Raw genomic sequence first — 19,293 nt, forward strand, 5'->3', positions numbered from 1 at the left:
CCGCGAGCATCAGGTATGTTTCAGATGCAGTATGGCCTTCAATGCTTCCTCGAACAGCCAGATATCTGAATTCGCCGCGGCCACTCCGGCACCGCGCAACCTTGTTTCGACGTCGGGATCACAGAGAAAAACAATAATCGACTGCCGCACCCCCTCTGGAACGCCGGACCAAAAATCCTCCGGCTCCCTCAGGTCCCGCATGCGCGCCACGAACTGCGCGAACTGCGCCGCCGAGCCCGGCGCCTGGTCGTCCAGCCAGACAGTCAGCTTCGGAACAACCGAAAGCCCGAGAAGCGCTGTCGCGCACAGCCAATCCTCCGCGTCACGCTCATCCGGATGGAAAAAGCGAAGTCGTGCCCAGGCTGCTTCGACAACCGCGATAATTGTAACCCTCTCCGCCTCGGGCCAGCCCGGCCAGTTTGCATAGAGGAGTTTTTCGGCGATAAGCGTCGGATCCAGGCCCGGTTCACCTTCCGCGCCCACCACGGCAAGGTGAATGATCCGCGGCAGAAAATGCTTGTAGTCGTCAACATCTCCGACCGTGGTAATCGCATGCGAGGCGAAGCGACCCAGCGCGTTCGCCGACAGCTCCTTCAAAGGCGCGGAAATCAGATGCGCAAGAATCTTTGCAGTATCCCTCAACGGCGATGCATGCAGCTGGGTCGGCACCGGATATGCAGAAAATACCGCATACAGATCCGCCAGTGCATCGGCGAGATATGCATTCGCTGTGACGACATCTCTGGGTATCTCGTTCATGTCTGGCTGATGTAGCAGTTCGCAGGCCAAACAAAAAGCCGGGGAAGTTGCCCTCCCCGGCTCCAATAGCTATTGGCTACCGCCAATTGGCTTAGTTGCGGGCCTTGTCGACCAGCTGGTTCTTGGCGATCCAGGGCATCATGCCGCGCAGCTTGGCGCCGACTTCTTCGATCTGGTGGCTGTCGTTCATGCGGCGGATGCCCTTGAAGCGGGCAGCACCCGAACGGTATTCCTGCATCCAATCCGAGGTGAACTTGCCGGTCTGGATGTCATGCAGCACGCGCTTCATTTCGGCCTTGGTTTCGGCAGTGATGATGCGCGGACCAGAAACGTATTCGCCCCACTCGGCCGTGTTGGAGATCGAGTAGTTCATGTTGGCGATGCCGCCTTCATAGATCAGGTCGACGATCAGCTTCACTTCGTGCAGGCATTCGAAATAGGCCATCTCGGGGGCGTAGCCACCTTCGACCAGCGTTTCGAAACCGGCGCGGATGAGCTCGACCAGACCGCCGCAAAGAACGACCTGTTCGCCGAAGAGGTCGGTTTCGCACTCTTCCTTGAAGTTGGTTTCGATGATGCCCGAACGGCCGCCGCCAACGCCACAGGCGTAGGAGAGAGCGAGTTCAAGCGCGTTGCCCGAAGCGTTCTGGTGAACGGCAACCAGGCACGGCACGCCGCCGCCCTTCTGGTATTCGCCACGCACGGTGTGGCCCGGGCCCTTCGGCGCGATCATGACGACGTCGAGCGTCGACTTCGGCTCGATCAGGCCGAAATGCACGTTGAGGCCGTGGGCGAAAGCGATTGCGGCGCCATCGCGGATGTTGCCGGCGATGTCAGCCTTGTAGATGTCGGCCTGCAGTTCGTCCGGCGTTGCCATCATCAGGAGGTCGCCCCACTTGGCGGCATCGGCAACGGTCATGACCTTGAAGCCGTCGGCTTCGGCCTTCTTGATGGTCGGCGAACCGGCCTTGAGCGCGATGACGACGTTGGCGGCGCCCGAATCCTTGAGGTTCAGCGCATGGGCACGGCCCTGCGAGCCGTAACCGACGATGACGACGTTCTTGGACTTGATGAGGTTGAGATCGGCATCACGATCGTAATAGACGCGCATTTGAATGTCCTTCCCTTTGCTTGTCTTGTCAGTAAATTCCGGCGGATCTCTATCCCGCCTGTCTGGTTCCGTAAAGGCGGAGAAATGCGGAAACCGATCGCTTCGCCCGTGGGCCAAAATCCTTTGCCCGCTCGGTCATGTCTTCGCCGAGCAGCATGCGTACATGCCAGTCCTTGACGATCAGCCCGTAGAGCGTCTCGTAGGCCTCGCCGGCATCCTCGAATTCGAGCAGCCCTGCCCGCTTGGCCGCGATCAGCAGGCTGGCCGCGCGACGGCCGATCTGCTTGCGGCCGCGCTCCAGCAGCATCTCGCCCAGCATCGAGCCATCACGGCTCGACTGGCCGATCGCCAGCCGGTTCAGCGCCAGCGACACATCGCCCGAAAGCACTTCCAGCAGCGCCACGGCGAACTCGTCGAGCAGGCGCTCCAGCGTCTCGCGGTTCAATGTACCCGATGACACCTCGCCGGTCCGCACCTTGGATGCCTGATAGACGATCATCGCCTCCATCAATCCGTCGCGGTCGCCGAACCACTTGTAGAGGCTCTCCTTCGAACAATTGGCCGCACGCGCCACGCCCGCCGTAGTCAAGGCCTTTTCGCCGCCGGAAACAAGCAGGCGAAGTGCCTCCTCCAGCACCGCGTTCTGGCGGGGCGAGAAGCTTTCCGAGCCTTGACTGTCAGTCGTGTTCAACATCGCGAAACCCATACGTACCGTACGGTACGGTTCGCAGTGTTTATGCGCCGGTTTTGGGCAGGGGTCAAGCTGATTTTTTGTGAGGCACAAGCAAGTTTCGTAACTTGCCTCTACAGCTGGCGCGCACCGACTTTCGGGCGCAACGAAGGGGAACACCGACCAGCCGACAAAGTGACCTGCTGCAGGCGTCCCTCACTTCAAAACAGGAAATCGCCAGCCTTCAGGTTGGTGGCAGGGTCCAGGCGGATCAGGAAATCGGCCTTGCCGTCGCCGTCCGTGTCACCATAGAGATAGTTATCGCCCCTCACTGTCTCGTATCGCAGCTCACCGGCCTCCTTGCTGAAAGCAGCCTTGCCGATGAAATCAAAATCCTGCAGTCCCTTCGTCGTGGAATCCGCGTCCCAGCCGCTGAGATCGATCTTGTCTCCCTGCTTCCTGCTGAAGTCAAAAATCGTATCCGCGCTTGCCCTGGTGCTGCCGCTGTCGCCCGTGCGAAAAACGAAAATGTCCTGCCCAACATCGCCATAAAGCTTGTCGGCGCCCCTGCCGCCAGAGATCCTGTCGTCGCTAACAGCACCTTTGAGCAGGTCGTTGCCACTTTTGCCGGAGATTTCGTTCAACTCGAATTCCACCGACAGGGTTATGTGGCTCCTCTGGCCAAAGGAAGCCCCCTGGAAGTTGATGGCAAACGAATTGCCATCGGGCGAAATCGATATATCCCGCGCATCGAGCCCGTGCACGTTGGTGTTCATTTTAACCCCGATAATCGGATTGAGCGCACCGTATTTGTCTTCAAACAGCACGCCGTTGAAAGCAGCCCCCGAGAATATCCCGGCATCGTGAAACGCGAAGCGTATCTGTGTGTCTGATACATCGATCGAGTAAAGGCTGGCCGTAGTGCCGAGCTCGATGCCGTCTTTGACAGTAAGGTCCTTTTGGGTCAGGACGCCACCGTAGGTCTCACCCTTCCAGGGAGTATTCGTGTCCGCATAGAAGTAGCTGTAAAAAATCTTCTTGCCCTGAAAGCCCACAATACATCCCCTTGAATATGCTCGGGAGCCTAGAGGGGCATCGTAAACAAAATCTTACCGCGGCCAGCATTGCCTAGCCGTCTGACGGGCGCGCCGGAATCTCCTTCTCAGCTTCGTCGAGCCTTACGCATCCAGACGCCTGCCTTTCACGAAATCCACGAATGCCCTCAGCGGTGCAGGCATGTGCCGGCGACTTGGATAATAGAGATACGGACCGGAAAACGGCTGCTGCCAGTCCCTCAACACTTCGACCAGGGCCCCGCTCTCCAGATGGGTTCGCAAGAGATCCTCGAAAGTCGATAGAATGCCCACCCCTGCGAGTGCCGCGCGCAATTCCATGTCGATCGTATTGGCGACAAGCGGGCCGTTCGGCGTTATGCGGACGATTTCCGCGTCGCGCTCGAACTCCCAATTGGAAATGCGACCACTGTCGAATTTGTGGCGAATGCAGGAATGATGCAGCAAATCGCGGGGATGGGCAGGCACGCCTCGCGCCTTAAGATAATCAGGTGATGCGGCCGCCGCAAACCGCTGCTGGCGCGGTCCGAGCGGAACGGCAATCATATCGAGGTCCAGGCTTTCGTCATAGCGAATGCCGGCATCAAAGCCCTCGGCAAACACGTCGACAAAGCTGTCCTTCGCCTCGATTTCCAGCGTCACACCGGGAAACTCTTTGAGGAAGGCGGCGGCGATCGCCGGTATGATTTCGCGGGCAACGAATGTCGGTACGTTGAGCCTGAGACTCCCCGCCGGGCTTTCATCAGAGCTCCGGACCTGATCGAGTGCTCCCGAAATCTCGCCCAACATCGGCGCTACTCTTTCGAGCAGCCGCTGGCCGGCCTCCGTCGGCGTCACACTGCGGGTGGTGCGATTGAGCAACCTTGTCTCAAGCCGCGCTTCCAGGCGTCGGACCGCCTCGCTGAGCGACGACGCCGAGACCGCGCGCAGCGACGCGGCCCTGCGAAAGCTCCTGACCTCGGCAACGGCCGCGAAGGCTTCGAGATCGGCGAGCGGCAATGAATTCATTGTACATATTTCCGAACGGGCCATTCAACGATGAGCGGATTATCGCACAAGCATGTCAGATGTAAAAGACCTGCATTCCGTTGAGTCAACCGGCGTTAAAGGAGCAAGACCGTGAAATACGTTACGTTAGGCAAGACAGGTCCAGAAGTGTCAGCATACGGCCTCGGCTGCATGGGGATGTCGGGGATGTACGGCCCCGCTGACCGGGCAGAATCCATCGCCACCATCCATGCCGCCATGGAAGTCGGCGTCACCCTGCTCGACACCGGCGACTTCTACGGCATGGGCCACAATGAAATGTTGATCGCCGAAGCGCTGAAGGGCAAGGATCGCGACAAGGTTCAACTCAGCGTCAAGTTCGGTGCCCAGCGCGACCCAATAGGGAACTGGCTCGGCTACGACGCGCGGCCAGCTGCGGTGAAATCGGCGCTCGCCTATACGCTCACTCGCCTCGGCGTGGATCATATTGACATCTACAGGCCTTCCCGCCTCGATCCGAACGTGCCGATCGAGGATACGATCGGCGCCATCGCCGAAATGGTCGAGGCCGGTTACGTCAGGCATATCGGGCTATCGGAACTTGGGGTGGACTCGATCCGCAAGGCAGCGGCGGTACATCCGATCTCGGACCTGCAGATTGAATATTCGCTGATGTCTCGCGGCATCGAGGACGAGATCCTACCCACCTGCCGTGCGCTCGGCATCTCCATTACCGCCTATGGCGTGCTGTCGCGTGGCCTCCTGAGTGGCCACTGGAACAAGGAGGCTGCTGGCAAGGGCGATTTTCGCGCCCATAGCCCGCGCTTTCAGGGCGAGAATGCCGAAAGGAACATGGCGCTCGCCAACGCCTTGCAAAAGGTGGCTGAAGAAAAGGGTATGACCGCGTCGCAGGCCGCCATTGCCTGGGTGGCGGCTCAAGGCGCCGATATCGTGCCATTGATCGGCGCCCGCAAACGCAACCAATTGTCGGAATCGCTAGGCGCGCTGGACAAGCCGCTCACATCCACCGATCTGGCCGCACTCGAAGCCGCCGTACCGAAGGGCGCTGCCGCAGGAGGCCGTTATGCCGAGGCGCAGTTGGCGCATCTTGACAGCGAAAAGCGCAAGGCTGGCTGATTGCCAAAACGATCTCGCCGGCAGGAGCAGGCGAGATCTAAACGGCGTATCCGACCGGCAACGCCCCGGACTCCTTCAGAGCCTCCATGGATATCGACGCCGAAACGTCGAACAGTTCGACCTGACGGATGATCTGCTTGTAGATCACATCGTAATGCTCGACACGCGGCAGCACGATCTTGAGAATGTAATCGTGGTTTCCGGTCAGACGGTGCGCCTCGACGATCTCCGGAATATTCGCAATCGCCCGGTGGAAGGCCGCCAACCAGTCATCGCCATGGCGCGCGGTCTTGACCAGGGCGAAGACCGTCGTCGGCACGCCCATCTTGGTCCTGTCGAGAACCGCCTTTCTGCCGAGGATATAGCCTTCGCTCTCAAGCCGCAGGATACGGCGCGAACAGGCCGATACGGACAGGTTGACGATATCTGCAAGCTCGGCAACGCTCATGCCGCCGTCACTTTGCAGCAAACTCAAAATCTTGCGGTCCCGGTCGTCAAGCATGCTCGGGCCTCCGTTAGGAAATATAGCTACGCACATCTATTGCGCATTATCGAGACAACCCGCAATATATTCGCACGAAAGCGCGATAATGGTAAAATCTTCGCTAACAATCTCCCATCCCTCCATGTCATCCTGCATTCAAATTGGCACAACTTGACGGCAGGATTGGAATGAAGACCATCGGATTGATCGGCGGGATGAGCTTTGAAAGCACCGCAATCTATTATACCGGCCTCAATCGCATGGCACGCGACCGTTTCGGGGGGCTTGTTTCGGCTGAGGTACTGCTGCATTCGGTGAACTTTGCCGAAATCGTCGCCCTTCAAAAGGCGGGCCGCTGGAATGAGGCGGGCGAGAGGCTTGCGACGATCGCCCGCAATCTCGAGACAGCCGGAGCGGATTGCGTCCTTATCTGCACCAATACCATGCATAAAGTCGCCGAACGAGTGCAAGCCGCTATCGACGTGCCGTTGATCAACATCATCGACGAGACCGCGGCCTCGCTGGCAGCGGCAGGCAGGAAGCGACCCCTCCTGCTGGCGACACGCTACACGATGGAGGATGGCTTCTATCATGCTGGGATGGAGGCCGCGGGCGTGGATGCCATGGTTCCGGATGAACCCGGTCGTGCCCGTGTCCACGACATCATTTTCAACGAGTTGTGTGCCGGCCACGTCCTCGACGCATCACGAAGCGAACTGCTTGAGATCATCGATACGGCCCGGAGTGCCGGCGCCGATAGTGTCATCCTCGGTTGCACCGAAATCTGCCTCAGTCTCGACCCCGCCAGCCTTGCCTTGCCCGGTTTCGACTCGACGGCGATCCATTGCGAGGCGGCTGCAAGTTTTGCTTTTGGACCGAACGCAGTATTGGCAACCAAACGGAGATATGCATAATCCCGACAACCAAACGGGAGAACGCATATTTATGAAAAGATTAGCAGTTTTCGCAGTAGCCGGCGCAACGTTGCTTTTGGCGGCGTCCATTGCACAGGCTGAAAAACGTTGCGGCTGGCTGGAAAATCCCACACCGGGAAACTGGTGGCTAACCGACTCCGAGATGTCCTGGACAATCATGACCCAGGGCGGCTTTGAAGCCGAGGGCATGGACCAGATCGGCGACATTTCAGCGGGAGACTATGCGGCCACCAATGGCAACTACGGCCACGCCTGCGCCTGCATGGACGTGATGACGGACCCGGATAACGGCCGTATCACCATGATTCATTCCTTCAAGCAGCTTTCGCTTGCCAAGTGCGCAAACGACAAGGCGCTTCCTGCCCCTGGCCAATAGATTTGCGCCTCCTATTCGGAGGCCGATTTGTGCAGGACCGCGATTTCAGTAATCCAGTCCTCCGGTGGCAAGCCCTCCAGCATGCTTTTCTTGAACACCGCAAGCCGGCAACCATATTGTATCCCGGCGTCAGTATGCGTTGCATCCCATTCCGCACCCGTTATGCTGCCCCACCCGGTCAGCATGGCGTGTGCATCGCGAAGGCCTGAATAGTCACCACGCCAAGTCACCGAGGTAAATGTACCTCCCGGCATCATGCCACCACGCATCGGACCGCCGCCCGGATGCAACTTGTCGGTAAAGTAGCCGAATTCAAGTTCCAACTCGCTGGATTGGGAGACGAGATTGTACCGAAGGAAGGAGTGGCCGGTTTCGGCAATCCCCTGCGCCTGCATGTACTGGCGCAATTCCGGATAGTACAGCCGAGCCTGCTTGCTGATCTGACGCTGCAGCAACCGGGCCCGGATCGCAAGATAGGGCTGCTTTTTGCGCCTCACTTTTTCAGGCAGGGTGAGCATGATAATATTCCTAGGGCAATTCAAATTCTATGTGACTGTTGATCACATTTGGAATTCATATAGGGTTAAAGCATCGACTTAAAAGTACCACCCCTAAAAAAACACAAGGAATGCACAACTTGATGTGTATACCTATTACAACACCAAAAAACACCCAAACTACAGGACCAAAACGAAACAATACAAATATGGAACACCTGCAATAAAGTGGCCGCCATCTTAAAGAATAGCTAAATTTAACTCAAATTTAACCACAAAAAATTCTGTTTCATTTCTACATATTTCAAGCATTACAAAATCAACAACCGACCAGACGACCATGAATCTTGAAAATCTCAAGATCAATTCATAGACACACTGAGAACAGCGCGACGAAGACGCGCGCAACACCAGACTGCTCTTCTCGCAGAACGGTCACCTCGGCCGAAGAGGCCGGATCAGATCATTACAATATGAGGCGGCTTAAACGCTGTCGCCAAGCGCCCGGCGATAACGTTTGACAGTCTCGGCCATGCCATATTGAAGAGCATCCGCAGTCAGCCCGTGACCGATCGACACTTCGGCCAACTTGGGGATCCGGGTGGCAAGTGCCGGCAGATTTGCAATCGTCAGGTCATGACCCGCATTGATATCGAGACCCCTTGCCATGGCGCGATCCGCAGTCGTGCCGAGCTTTTCCACCCACCGTGCCGCCGCGCCAGCATCGTCGTAGCATCCGCCATAGGGGCCGGTATAGAGCTCTATGCGGTCGGCTCCCACCTCGCGGGCGATGGTCACATCGTCTTCACTGCAATCACCATCAGCAAACAGCGACACACGCATGCCTGAGCGCTTGAGACGTGCGCAGACTTCACTGAGCCGCTCGCGGTTGGCGGCGAAATCCCAGCCGTGGTCCGATGTGGCCTGGGCGGGATCGTCGGGCACCAACGTAACCTGGTCCGGCAGGTGGCGTTCGACCAGTTCGAGGAAATCCTCGGATGGATAGCCTTCGATGTTGTACTCCCTGCCCGGAAACTCGTTCTTGACCAGCGCCTTCAGCGCCGGCACGTCGCTGAAGCGTATATGGCGCTCATCCGGACGCGGATGAATCGTCACGCCAGCCGCTCCGGCTTCCAGTGCGATCCGGCCAAATCCGACAACATCGGGCCAGGGAAGATCGCGCCGGTTGCGCAACATAGCGATTGCATTGAGATTGACAGAGAGTTTGGCGGCCATTTCTCGATCCGATGATGCAGTTAGACGAATGCATCATTTCAGTAACCGATTGAAATGACTGACGCCAGCCACATTTCTTCATAAATCGATCGCGATTATTGATCGGTATTCGCCGAAAGGCCCACGCCACTTCATGATGTATGCTTTCACGCATAAAATGGCTTACAATCTGACTATATTTCATATATAACGACGGTTGTGTCGAAATGCGCCCTTACCTTGACATTATGAAACAAGATGTTCTTAGGAAGCGGTTGATGTTTGCTGCGCAAATCGAAAGAATGCCATCGGGGAAATACCAGCACGATATGAGGCTGACCGCGTGCATTGCAATGCCGGTCGCTCAATAAGCGGTAACCTGAAAACGGTGAGAACCGTCTGCCTGATCGAAAACGGGGGCACGGCTACATGCATGGAATCTTGGATCAACACATACCAGAAGTTGAAACAGACAACGAAGACCGCGGCTCGCATCTTCCGTCCATTCCACTCCCTTCAAAGTTGCCGAACAAGCCAATCGCCATCGCCGACATGGCCAACATGTTTGGCGTGACGCACCGCACCCTTCATTTCTACGAGGAAAAAAGACTATTGAGGCCAAAGAGGCTGGGGGCAATGCGCGTCTATGAACCTCGCCAAGTGCAGATCATGGCCACCATCAATCTCTGTCGAGAAATCGGCATGCCGGTTGCCCAGATCCAGGAACTCCTTGCCGAACTGGCCGATACCGCGACCCAGTCCGAATGCGACCGCGTATTCCATGCCGCTCTGGAGAGCCGCAAGAAGGAACTGATCGCGGATGAATCCCTGATCCGCCGACAGATGCAGCAAATCAACGAAATCCTTGATGACGACCGCGCCGCCTCACGTGAGGGAAACGACTACCGTCAGTCCGGCGCACCATTCCTGTCGGATTTCGAATTTCACTGCCTCAAGCTGATGGCCGAAGGCAATACGCCCGCGCGCATCGCTCACACCACCAACAAGCCATTGGAAGACATCCTGACGATCGAGGCGACCATCATTCGTAAATTCGGCTCATCCAACCGCTTTCAGACCGTTGCCAAGGCTGTGCTGCTCGGAATGATCGGCGACTGAAGGATCACCGCACGATCGTCAGCGTCTCCGCCGCGCGCGTTACCGCCGTGTAGAGCCAGCGTTCCCGGGTTTCGCGGAATGCCCAGGCCTCATCGAACAGCACCACATTGTTCCACTGCGAGCCCTGCGCCTTGTGCACTGTCAGCGCATAGCCATAGTCGAACTCGTCATAGCGCTTGCGCATGTTCCAGGGGATCTCGCCGTCGACTTCCTCGAAAGCGGCCTTCAACAGCTTGATCTTGGCCGCGCCGCGATCCATGTCGTCGTCTTCCGGCCGGATCAGCAGGTTGATGCCGGGCTTCGTCGTTTCCTTGGAGGATGACATCACCTGCCAGAGCGAGCCGTTGAGCAACCCCTTCACCTGGTCGTTCCTGAGGCAGACGAGCTTGTCGCCGGCCGCCGGATAGGCTGACGGAAAGCCCTTGAGCTCGCGAAGCCGCTGATTGTAGCGCTTGCGCGTCTTGTTGGTTCCCACCAGCACCTGATCGGCTTCGAGCACCAGATCCTGCGTCACATCGTGGCGCGAGATCACCTTGGCGGCGCCGTAGTCGCCGGGCAGAATCTCCCTGCCTTCGCGCACCTGCATCGCCAGTTGGATGATCGGGTTGTCGCGTGCTTGCCTGTGGATTTCCGAAAGCAGGAAATCAGGCTCCTGCTCCGTGAAAAAACCACCGCCGGAGACCGGCGGCAACTGGCCCGGGTCGCCCAGCACCAGCACCTTGGTGCCGAAGCTGAGCAGGTCCCTGCCGAGCGCCTCGTCGACCATCGAGCATTCGTCGATGACAATCAGCGGCGCCTTGGCGACGGGGCTTTGACGATTGATGGAAAACATCGGCGCGATGTTTGTCTTGCCAGTGATTTCGTCGGCGACCTCTTCCTCGCCACGCGGACGATAGATCAGCGAGTGAATGGTCTTGGCATTGGACGCACCGCGCGAACGCAACACCTGTGCGGCCTTGCCGGTGAAGGCGGCAAACAGCACCTCGCCGTCGACATGCTCGGCAAAGTACTTTGCGAGCGTCGTCTTGCCGGTGCCGGCATAGCCGAACAGCCGGAAAACCTGGCTGTGGCCATCCTTCAGCCAGCGCGAAACGGCTTTGAGAGCCTCATCCTGTTGGGTCGAAAATTGCATAAGGCGACTTGGCAGGATTCGCAGTCGATAAGCAAGATGTTCTTGCCACGTTCCACCAGCGATGCGGCATTGTCAGCGGTACTGCGAAAGCCGGAAGTGCACGTCTCACGTCGAATGCGGGTCCAGCACGCAGAACACGGACACCTTGTTGCCCACAGGATCCCTGAGATAGGCGACATAGAAATCTTCTGAGTAATAGGCGCGGGTCCCGGGCGGCCCCTCGTCGGTGCCGCCAGCCGCGATGCCGGCTGCGTGCAATCTTTGCACGGTTTCGGGATCTGCGGCCCGGAATGCCGGCATCATGCCGTTGCCCGCTGTCGCCACCTTGCCGTCGAAGGGTTTCTGGATCCAGACCGTTCCCGGACCGTTGTCCTTGTCAGCGACGCCCCGGAGAGAGAAGCGGGCCGAGCCTTCTATTTCATGGCGTTCATAACCGAGTGGAACAAGCACAGCCTCGTAGAACTGTCCCGAGACAACGGGATCATTTGCACCAATGCTTATATTGCTTAGCATTGCACTCTCCCTTTACCTGCAAAAGCGATAACAGCATAAGGAAAGCAGCGAAAAAGCCAAGCAGGGGCACTGGCGAAAATGAACCGACCTGAAGAAACTGACTCAAGCCTCGGATTGGAATCGACTTCTCGCCGGACAGGATGTGGTCGTCAATTGCGCCGGCTGATGCTGAACAAGCCGGACATCGCCCTATTTTAGCATCGGCCAGAGCGACAGAACCAGCAGAACGGCCATCGTGATGTTGAAGCGCTTCAGGCGCACCGGATGCGACAGCCAATCGCGCAGCAGGGCGCCGAAGCCGGCCCAGCCACCCTGGCACGGCAGTGCAAGCAGAAGGAAGGCAAATGTGACGAGCAGAATCGAGCCAATGGGGTCTTCGGCATTCGCATAAGCCGCCATCGAAGAAACGGCCATCACCCAGGCCTTTGGGTTCACCCATTGAAACAGGGCAGCAGCCCAAAACCCCATCGGCGCCGATGTCTCCCCGCCCTCGCCCAGCGTCCGTGACGTGCCGATTGACCAGGCGATATAAAGAAGGTAGGCGCCGCCGGCGATCTTCAACAAGAGATAGGCGATCGGCACGGCGTGCAACAGCGCCCCCAGACCGAAGCCGCATGCGACCAGAAGGCTTGCAAAGCCAAGCTCTATGCCGAGCATATGCGGAACCGTCCGTCGAAGCCCGAAATTGACCCCGGAAGCCAGCAACATCATGTTGTTCGGACCGGGCGTGATCGAGGTTGTAAACGCAAACAGTAGCAGCGAAAGGAATATTTCGGGTGACATGGGCTTCTCCGGTTAGGTCAATAATACTGACCTAACTCCCCGCGTCCAATGAATAACATTGGAGGGCATCGCACGGAAATTGATTGAAGACCGTTTGACGCCGAACCGACAGGGAATATGCTCAGGCGAACAAGCAACAGGTGAGCACGCATGGACAACGACCCGATCCCGACGATTACTTTTCCCGATGGCACGGAAGTGCCGGCGCTCGGCCAAGGCACATGGAACATGGGCGAGAATGCCAGTCAGGCAAAGGCGGAAATCGACAGCATTCAGGCAGGCATCGACCTCGGCATGACCCTGATCGATACCGCCGAAATGTATGCCGAAGGCGGCGCCGAGATGATTGTGGGTCAGGCGATCAAGGGCCGGCGCGACGGGCTTTTCATCGTCAGCAAGGTCTATCCGTGGAATGCCAGCCACAGGGGCACGATCGATGCCTGCGAGCGCAGCCTTGTGCGCATGGGCATAGAGCGTATCGATCTCTATCTACTCCATTGGCGCGGCGACCACCCGCTGGCCGAGACGGTCCAGGCGTTCGAGACGCTGAAAGCCGACGGCAAGATCGGCGCCTGGGGAGTCTCCAATTTCGACACCGACGACATGGAAGAACTCCTGACTGTCCCGGGCGGCAAGAATGTTGCCGCCAATCAGGTGCTCTACAATCTTTCCCGACGCGGCCCGGAATTCGACCTGCTGCCCTGGTGCCAGGACCGCAACATTCCGCTGATGGCCTATTCGCCGATCGAACAGGGGCGCATCCTGCGTCATCCCGAACTGATCCGCATCGCCAAGGCCTATCAGGCGACGCCGGCGCAACTGGCGCTCGCCTTCCTGCTGGAACGCGACGGCGTCATCCCCATCCCCAAGACATCCAGCCGCCAACGGGTCGCAGAAAACCGGGATTGCGTCTCGCTGGATGTCAGCGACGAGGACTGGGCCGTGCTGGATGCAGCCTTCCCGCCGCCGGCGCGAAAGGTGCCGCTGGAAATGAATTGAATCAGCACAAGGGCCGGCAGCTTCTCTACGTGTGTTCCCACGGGTTTGCTGCCGCTCCCGCCGACTACCAGGGCTTACTATCTTGGATTGTTTCGTTAATCGGCGATTAACCATGTTTGAATAGCTTCCCCTGCAGGTAACCTACGTGCAGCCTCCGGGGGAAAAATGGAAATCGATTTCAAGGTCAAAGTCACAAACAAGCTTGGCGAGAGCAAGGAAATCACCCTCAAGCTGGACGATACCAATGCGAATGAAAATCATATCCTTTCTTTCCTGAGAGCGGGCCACTCCTACGAACCGGATGTCACGAAGATCGTACAGAAGATCCTCGAACCCGGCGACGTGTTCATCGATGTCGGTGCCAATGTCGGCTACTTCACGCTGCTTGCATCGACGCTCGTCGGACCAGAGGGGAAAGTCTATGCCTTCGAACCGGATCCGAAAAACATCGAACGGATCACGCTTCACTGCGCCAATAACGGATATGACAATGTCGAGATCATCTCGAGGCCGGCGTCGCATTGCGTGGAGGACGTCAACTTCTACTTCAACAAGAGCAGTTCGGGTGGCAATGCGCTGTGGAACCCCGGTGAATTCTTTGGCGATCCAGAATTCAATGACGGCTATTCGGTAATGAAATCCACGACGCTGTCGAACGAGTTCACGAGCCTCGGCCTCGACAAGGTCAAGATGGTCAAGATCGATACCGAAGGCGCCGAGCACGCCATTCTGCGAGGAGCATATGACTGGCTGAAAAATCAGTCGATTCCGTTCATCATCGCGGAACTGAACACGTTTGGCCTCAAAAAGCTCGATTCATCCACCGAACAGTTGATCGACTACATGTATACGCAGGGCTATCTGGCATTCCTGCTGTACTTTGACGGCCGTTCACCGCAGTTCATCTGCCCGGGCGTCGACATCCACACTGCCGTCATCTCCAATATCCTTTTCACCACACCGGCCGGATTCTCCAAGATCTGGCCTGTCGTTCAGCACAATCCCGGCGTCGAGATTGACAAGGACACCGGCAAAATGCGCATTGCCGCCTGAGCACAGCGCAGCCCATTCAAAGCGGCGCCACACGAGACCGAAGGGCGCCGCAAATCGTTTCCCGGCAAGCCCCAATCGAGGTAAGCATATCGCCGAAAACCACGCCCTCTGTGCCTACGCCTGATCGACAAGGCTGGGCACTTCCGGGTGCCGCCGGCGGCGCGAAAGGTGCCGTTGGATATGATCTGAGTTTTTTCGGAATCGACGGAATAAATCGCCTGCCTCATGTTTCCCATGAACGGTCGCGCAAATCGTGCGGCGTCACACCAGGGAGACCACCATGCGTATCCGAACACTCGTTCCCCTCATGCTGCTCGCAAGCGCGTCCTTCGCCTTTGCGGGTCCGGCAGTGAAGATCGTCAAGACCGAGAAAGGCGAAGTGATTGCCGGAGCCTCAGGCATGACCCTCTATACCTTCAAGAAGGACAAGAAGGGCGTGTCCAATTGTAACGGCGACTGCGCCAAGGCCTGGCTGCCACTCATGGCCAAGGCCGGCGACAAAGATGACGACGACTATTCGATCATCAAGCGCAAGGACGGAACGATGCAGTGGGCTTACTATGGCAAGCCGCTCTACTACTGGATAAAGGACAAGAAGGAGGGCGACGTGACCGGTGACGGCTTCAAAGGTGTCTGGAATGCCGCAAGGCCCGAGTAAACCGCATTTTCGGGCGGGGCGCGCTGATGTGCCCTCGCCCGGCAGCCTCGAGGGCGGGCTGCTTGCCCTGCTGCCCGACCTGCGCCGCTATTCGCGCAGCCTGACCCGGTCCGATGCCGATGGCGAAGACCTGCTGCAGGACGCCGTGGAGCGCGTGCTCTCCAGCCGCGCCGCATGGTCCGGCATCAATCTGCGCGGCTGGGCTCTGACCATTATGACCAATCTCTATCGCAACGGCACGCGCCGCATTAGGCGCTTTCCCGAGGTTGAGATTGCGGAGGCGGAAGACATCGCGACGCCCGATATGACGGGCGACCCTCTCGAGCGCGCCCGACTGGCTCGCGCGCTCGAAGCGCTGAGCCCTGACCATCGCGCCGTGTTGATGCTGGTGGTGATCGAGGGTTATGCCTATGCCGAGGTGGCGGCAATGCTGAAAGTGCCTGTAGGCACGATCATGTCGCGACTCGCCCGGGCCCGAGAACATCTGGGCAAACGTCTCGCTGAAGACAACATCGTACCGATCCGGAGATCCGAATGAGCGACGCGGACAGACCAGTCACCGCCGAAATGCTGCACGCCTATGTCGATGGACAATTGCCCGACGGCGATATCGCACGTGTCGAACAGTGGCTGGCGGATCATCCCGACGATCAGGCCCGGCTATTGGAGTGGCAAGCACAGAACAATAGCATCAAGAGCATGTTCGCACCGTATCAGCGTGCATTGGCCAACGACGCCACACTGCTGAAAACGCCGGAGGCGGCACCCACCCGCCGGTGGTCGACCAGCGTGGCACTCGCAGCCGCAAGTATCTGCCTGTTTGCCGCCGGTGCCCTGACCGGCTATCTTGCGGCGCCTTCCCGAGAACTCCCTGTTCACGAGGCATCCGTACGCGACGAGGCCAGTTCGGCATTCCTGATCTACGCGAGCGAGGTGCGCCATCCGGTCGAAGTGCGTGCCGACGACAAGGACCATCTCGTTGCATGGTTGGGCAAAAAGCTCGGTCACAAGCTTTCGGCTCCGGATCTTTCCGGGCTGGGTTTCAGCCTGGTCGGGGGCCGGCTGGTTCCTGCCAACGGCAAGGCAGGCGCGCTTCTGATGTATGAGGAAGCCAGCGGCAAGCGGCTGACGGTGCTGATCGGCCAGAGCCAGGAAAATGCCGTCACCAGCTTCCGCTTCGCTGCCAACGGCCCTGTCGAAACCTTCTACTGGATCGACGACAAGCTTTCCTATGCCGTCACGGGAGAAATCCCTCGCGACCTGCTCAGGCGTGTTGCCGACACCTGTTACCAGCAGTTCGATACGTGACGGGCCGCATCACCTTAATCTCCACCCAGCTTATCCGGGCACGAGAGCATAAAGACGGCGCTTGCGCGCCGCCTTTCACAATCACATCCCCTGCGGGCCGCGGTTCATCGCCGCGATGCCGGTGCGGCACACCTCGATGAGGCCGAGCGGCTGCATGATGGCGATGAACTGGTCGATCTTGGAGGATTTGCCGGTGATCTCGAACACGAAGTGGCTCACCGTCGCATCGATCACCTTAGCATGAAACGCCTCGGCAAGGCGCAGCGCCTCGACGCGATGTTCGCCGTTGCCGGCAACCTTGATGAGCCCCAGTTCCCGTTCGATCGGTCGCTCCTGGCCAAGATCACGGGCCCGCACGGTCAGGTCGACGACCCGATGCACCGGTACGATGCGCTCGAGCTGCGACTTGATCTGTTCGAGCACATGCGGCGTGCCGCGCGTCACCACGGTGATGCGCGACAGGTGTGAGGCGTGTTCCGTTTCGGAAACGGTCAGGCTTTCGATGTTGTAGCCGCGCCCCGAAAACAGCCCGATCACCCGGGCGAGCACGCCCGGCTCGTTGTCGACAAGCACCGAAAGCGTGTGGCTTTCAGCTAGCGCCGTGTCCTTGGAGATGAAGTAGGCCGAACCGGTCGGCTGAAGGTGTGTGGTCATAGTCTCTCGCTCCCGAAAACTTAAACTAGCTGGCGGCCCTTGGCGTCGATCGCATTGGCGACCGCATCGTCGGTGGCCTCATCCGGCAGCAGCATCTCGTTGTGTGCCTTGCCCGACGGAATCATCGGGAAGCAGTTGGCGAGATTGGCAACACGGCAGTCGAACAGCACCGGCTTGTCGACGTCGATCATTTCCTGGATCGCCGCGTCGAGTTCACCCGGCTTTTCGCAACGGATGCCGTGTGCGCCGAAGGCTTCCGCCATCTTGACGAAATCCGGCATCGCTTCGGTATAGGAATTGGACAGGCGATTGCCATGCAGCAGCTGCTGCCACTGGCGGACCATGCCCATGTACTGGTTGTTGAGGATGAAGATCTTGATCGGCGCATTGTACTGCACCGCCGCCGACATTTCCTGCATGGTCATCTGCACCGACGCATCACCGGCGATGTCGATGACCAGGCTGTTCGGGTGGGCGATCTGCGCACCCAGTGCAGCCGGCAGGCCGTAGCCCATCGTCCCCAGGCCACCCGACGTCATCCAGCGGTTCGGTTCCTCGAAATGATAGAACTGCGCCGCCCACATCTGGTGCTGGCCGACTTCGGTGGTGATGTAGGTATCGCGATCCTTGGTCAGCGCATAGAGCCGTTCGATGGCATATTGCGGCATGATCACGTCGTTGTTCATGGTGTAGGCCAGCGAATTGCGGCTACGCCAGCGATCGATCTGCGCCATCCACTCCTTCATGCGCCCTTTGTCGGCGGTCTTTGCACTGACCCGCCAGATGCGCAGCATGTCTTCCAGAACAGACGCGGTGTCGCCAATGATCTTGACGTCAGCAGGAACGTTCTTGTTGATCGACGACGGATCGATGTCGATGTGGATCTTCTTGGAGTTCGGCGAGAACGCGTTCAGGCGGCCGGTGATACGGTCGTCGAACCGGGCGCCGACACAAAGCATGACGTCGCAGTCGTGCATGGCCATGTTGGCTTCGTAGGTACCATGCATGCCGAGCATGCCGAGCCAGGCCGGACCGGAAGCCGGATAGGCGCCAAGGCCCATCAGGGTCGAAGTGATCGGAAATCCTGTCAGTTCGACCAGTTCGCGCAGCAGCTTTGAGGCGGTCGGGCCGGAATTGACGACACCGCCACCCGAGTAGATGACGCCCTTCTTCGCGCCGGCCATCAGGGCGACGGCCTTTTCGATTTCAGCCAGATCGCCCTGGATCTTCGGCTGATAATGCGCAGCAGTTGGGACCGCAGAAGGCGGCTGGTAGGTGCCGGTGGCAAACTGCACATCCTTGGGGATGTCGACGAGAACAGGACCGGGGCGGCCGGATTGGGCAACGCGGAAAGCCTCGTGCAGGATCTTGGCGAGATCGTTGACGTCCTTGACCAGCCAATTGTGCTTGGTGCAGGGGCGCGTGATGCCGACAGTATCGCATTCCTGGAATGCGTCGGAGCCAATCAGCGACGACGGAACCTGGCCGCTGATGCAGACGAGCGGGATGGAGTCCATCAGCGCATCCTGCAGCGGGGTGACCGCATTGGTCGCGCCAGGACCGGAGGTGACCAGCAATACGCCGACCTTGCCGGTCGACCTCGCATAGCCTTCGGCGGCATGTCCCGCGCCCTGTTCATGGCGAACGAGGATATGCTGGACTTCTTCCTGCTGGAAGATCTCGTCGTAGATCGGCAGCACCGCGCCGCCCGGATAGCCGAATATGTGTTCGACGCCATTATCCTTCAGCGCTCGCAGAACGATTTCCGCTCCAGTCATCCGCATATCATCTGTGCCCGTCATGTCTCAATTTCCTTCCCTTCGTTATCCG

22 protein-coding genes are annotated in these 19,293 nt (G+C 58.6%); 9 read left to right on the forward strand and 13 right to left on the reverse strand.

All coding sequences use genetic code 11. The features are described from left to right. Positions 1–9: 9 nt before the first annotated feature. The 5 genes from JJB09_RS20415 to JJB09_RS20435 form a co-directional block, all read right to left on the reverse strand. Positions 10–759 (reverse strand): hypothetical protein, encoded by a 750-nt coding sequence (locus JJB09_RS20415; RefSeq protein ID WP_201662669.1) that lies wholly within the window; start codon positions 757–759, stop codon positions 10–12. A 91-nt stretch (positions 760–850) separates the two neighbouring features. Beyond that, positions 851–1,870, reverse strand: coding sequence for a ketol-acid reductoisomerase (ilvC, locus tag JJB09_RS20420; protein WP_201662672.1), 1,020 nt, complete (start codon positions 1,868–1,870; stop codon positions 851–853). Positions 1,871–1,919: 49 nt separating this feature from the next. Further along, positions 1,920–2,576 carry a TetR/AcrR family transcriptional regulator C-terminal domain-containing protein gene (locus JJB09_RS20425; protein WP_425523747.1) on the reverse strand — a complete coding sequence of 219 codons (657 nt, stop codon included), beginning with the start codon at positions 2,574–2,576 and terminating at the stop codon, positions 1,920–1,922. A gap of 185 nt (positions 2,577–2,761) precedes the next feature. Further along, positions 2,762–3,595 carry a M10 family metallopeptidase C-terminal domain-containing protein gene (locus tag JJB09_RS20430; protein ID WP_201662678.1) on the reverse strand — a complete coding sequence of 278 codons (834 nt, stop codon included), beginning with the start codon at positions 3,593–3,595 and terminating at the stop codon, positions 2,762–2,764. A 123-nt stretch (positions 3,596–3,718) separates the two neighbouring features. Next, positions 3,719–4,621, reverse strand: coding sequence for a LysR family transcriptional regulator (locus JJB09_RS20435; RefSeq protein WP_201662680.1), 903 nt, complete (start codon positions 4,619–4,621; stop codon positions 3,719–3,721). 111 nt (positions 4,622–4,732) lie between these two features. Here JJB09_RS20435 and JJB09_RS20440 point away from each other — a divergent pair, with 111 nt between their 5' ends. Then, positions 4,733–5,737, forward strand: coding sequence for an aldo/keto reductase (locus JJB09_RS20440; RefSeq protein WP_201662683.1), 1,005 nt, complete (start codon positions 4,733–4,735; stop codon positions 5,735–5,737). A gap of 37 nt (positions 5,738–5,774) precedes the next feature. On the opposite strand, the gene JJB09_RS20445 is transcribed toward JJB09_RS20440, so the two are convergent. Continuing rightward, complete coding sequence (locus JJB09_RS20445; protein ID WP_201662687.1) at positions 5,775–6,239, reverse strand: Lrp/AsnC family transcriptional regulator; 465 nt, start codon at positions 6,237–6,239, stop codon at positions 5,775–5,777. A gap of 170 nt (positions 6,240–6,409) precedes the next feature. On the opposite strand from JJB09_RS20445, the gene JJB09_RS20450 reads away from it, so the two are divergent. Further along, positions 6,410–7,135 carry an aspartate/glutamate racemase family protein gene (locus JJB09_RS20450; protein WP_201662690.1) on the forward strand — a complete coding sequence of 242 codons (726 nt, stop codon included), beginning with the start codon at positions 6,410–6,412 and terminating at the stop codon, positions 7,133–7,135. A gap of 31 nt (positions 7,136–7,166) precedes the next feature. Further along, complete coding sequence (locus JJB09_RS20455; protein ID WP_201662692.1) at positions 7,167–7,532, forward strand: DUF4087 domain-containing protein; 366 nt, start codon at positions 7,167–7,169, stop codon at positions 7,530–7,532. Positions 7,533–7,543: 11 nt separating this feature from the next. Here the strand turns inward: JJB09_RS20455 and JJB09_RS20460 are convergent, their stop codons facing one another. Beyond that, the gene (locus JJB09_RS20460) at positions 7,544–8,050 is read right to left on the reverse strand and encodes a GyrI-like domain-containing protein (RefSeq protein ID WP_201662695.1); all 507 of its coding nucleotides are present in this window, start codon (positions 8,048–8,050) and stop codon (positions 7,544–7,546) included. Positions 8,051–8,512: 462 nt separating this feature from the next. After that, positions 8,513–9,265: a pyridoxine 5'-phosphate synthase gene (locus JJB09_RS20465; RefSeq protein ID WP_201662698.1), complete on the reverse strand. Its 753-nt coding sequence runs from the start codon at positions 9,263–9,265 to the stop codon at positions 8,513–8,515. Positions 9,266–9,796: 531 nt separating this feature from the next. On the opposite strand from JJB09_RS20465, the gene JJB09_RS20470 reads away from it, so the two are divergent. After that, positions 9,797–10,363, forward strand: coding sequence for a MerR family transcriptional regulator (locus tag JJB09_RS20470; protein ID WP_281431853.1), 567 nt, complete (start codon positions 9,797–9,799; stop codon positions 10,361–10,363). 4 nt (positions 10,364–10,367) lie between these two features. Here JJB09_RS20470 and JJB09_RS20475 read toward each other — a convergent pair whose 3' ends face one another. From JJB09_RS20475 to JJB09_RS20485, 3 genes are all read right to left on the reverse strand, one after another. Continuing rightward, entirely contained in the window at positions 10,368–11,495 is a 1,128-nt protein-coding gene (locus tag JJB09_RS20475; protein WP_201662702.1) for an ATP-dependent DNA helicase, read from the reverse strand. 105 nt (positions 11,496–11,600) lie between these two features. Then, positions 11,601–12,008, reverse strand: a complete 408-nt coding sequence (locus JJB09_RS20480) for a VOC family protein (protein WP_201662704.1) — start codon at positions 12,006–12,008, stop codon at positions 11,601–11,603. 189 nt (positions 12,009–12,197) lie between these two features. Further along, positions 12,198–12,791 (reverse strand): LysE family translocator, encoded by a 594-nt coding sequence (locus JJB09_RS20485; protein WP_201662706.1) that lies wholly within the window; start codon positions 12,789–12,791, stop codon positions 12,198–12,200. A gap of 150 nt (positions 12,792–12,941) precedes the next feature. Between JJB09_RS20485 and JJB09_RS20490 the strand changes: the two genes are divergently transcribed. The 5 genes from JJB09_RS20490 to JJB09_RS20510 all read left to right on the forward strand — a co-directional run bounded on the left by JJB09_RS20490 (position 12,942) and on the right by JJB09_RS20510 (position 16,809). Next, positions 12,942–13,790 (forward strand): aldo/keto reductase, encoded by an 849-nt coding sequence (locus tag JJB09_RS20490; RefSeq protein WP_201662708.1) that lies wholly within the window; start codon positions 12,942–12,944, stop codon positions 13,788–13,790. A gap of 165 nt (positions 13,791–13,955) precedes the next feature. Further along, positions 13,956–14,843, forward strand: a complete 888-nt coding sequence (locus tag JJB09_RS20495) for an FkbM family methyltransferase (protein ID WP_201662710.1) — start codon at positions 13,956–13,958, stop codon at positions 14,841–14,843. 280 nt (positions 14,844–15,123) lie between these two features. Further along, a complete protein-coding gene (locus JJB09_RS20500; protein WP_201662714.1) occupies positions 15,124–15,501 on the forward strand; it encodes a COG4315 family predicted lipoprotein in 378 nt (125 codons plus the stop codon). After that, entirely contained in the window at positions 15,482–16,039 is a 558-nt protein-coding gene (locus JJB09_RS20505; protein WP_201662717.1) for an RNA polymerase sigma factor, read from the forward strand. The genes JJB09_RS20500 and JJB09_RS20505 overlap by 20 nt, the downstream gene beginning before the upstream one ends. Then, entirely contained in the window at positions 16,036–16,809 is a 774-nt protein-coding gene (locus JJB09_RS20510; protein ID WP_201662733.1) for an anti-sigma factor family protein, read from the forward strand. The genes JJB09_RS20505 and JJB09_RS20510 overlap by 4 nt, the downstream gene beginning before the upstream one ends. Before the next feature lie 81 nt (positions 16,810–16,890). On the opposite strand, the gene ilvN is transcribed toward JJB09_RS20510, so the two are convergent. Both ilvN and JJB09_RS20520 read right to left on the reverse strand, forming a co-directional pair. After that, positions 16,891–17,463: an acetolactate synthase small subunit gene (gene ilvN / locus JJB09_RS20515; RefSeq protein ID WP_201662747.1), complete on the reverse strand. Its 573-nt coding sequence runs from the start codon at positions 17,461–17,463 to the stop codon at positions 16,891–16,893. 20 nt (positions 17,464–17,483) lie between these two features. Further along, on the reverse strand, positions 17,484–19,265 hold the full coding sequence (locus JJB09_RS20520) for an acetolactate synthase 3 large subunit (protein WP_201662752.1): 1,782 nt from the start codon (positions 19,263–19,265) through the stop codon (positions 17,484–17,486). Positions 19,266–19,293: the final 28 nt, after the last annotated feature.

The organism is Phytoamicus setariae, from assembly GCF_016722925.1.
In the GTDB taxonomy this organism is placed as follows: Bacteria; Pseudomonadota; Alphaproteobacteria; order Rhizobiales; family Rhizobiaceae; genus Rhizobium_E; species Rhizobium_E setariae.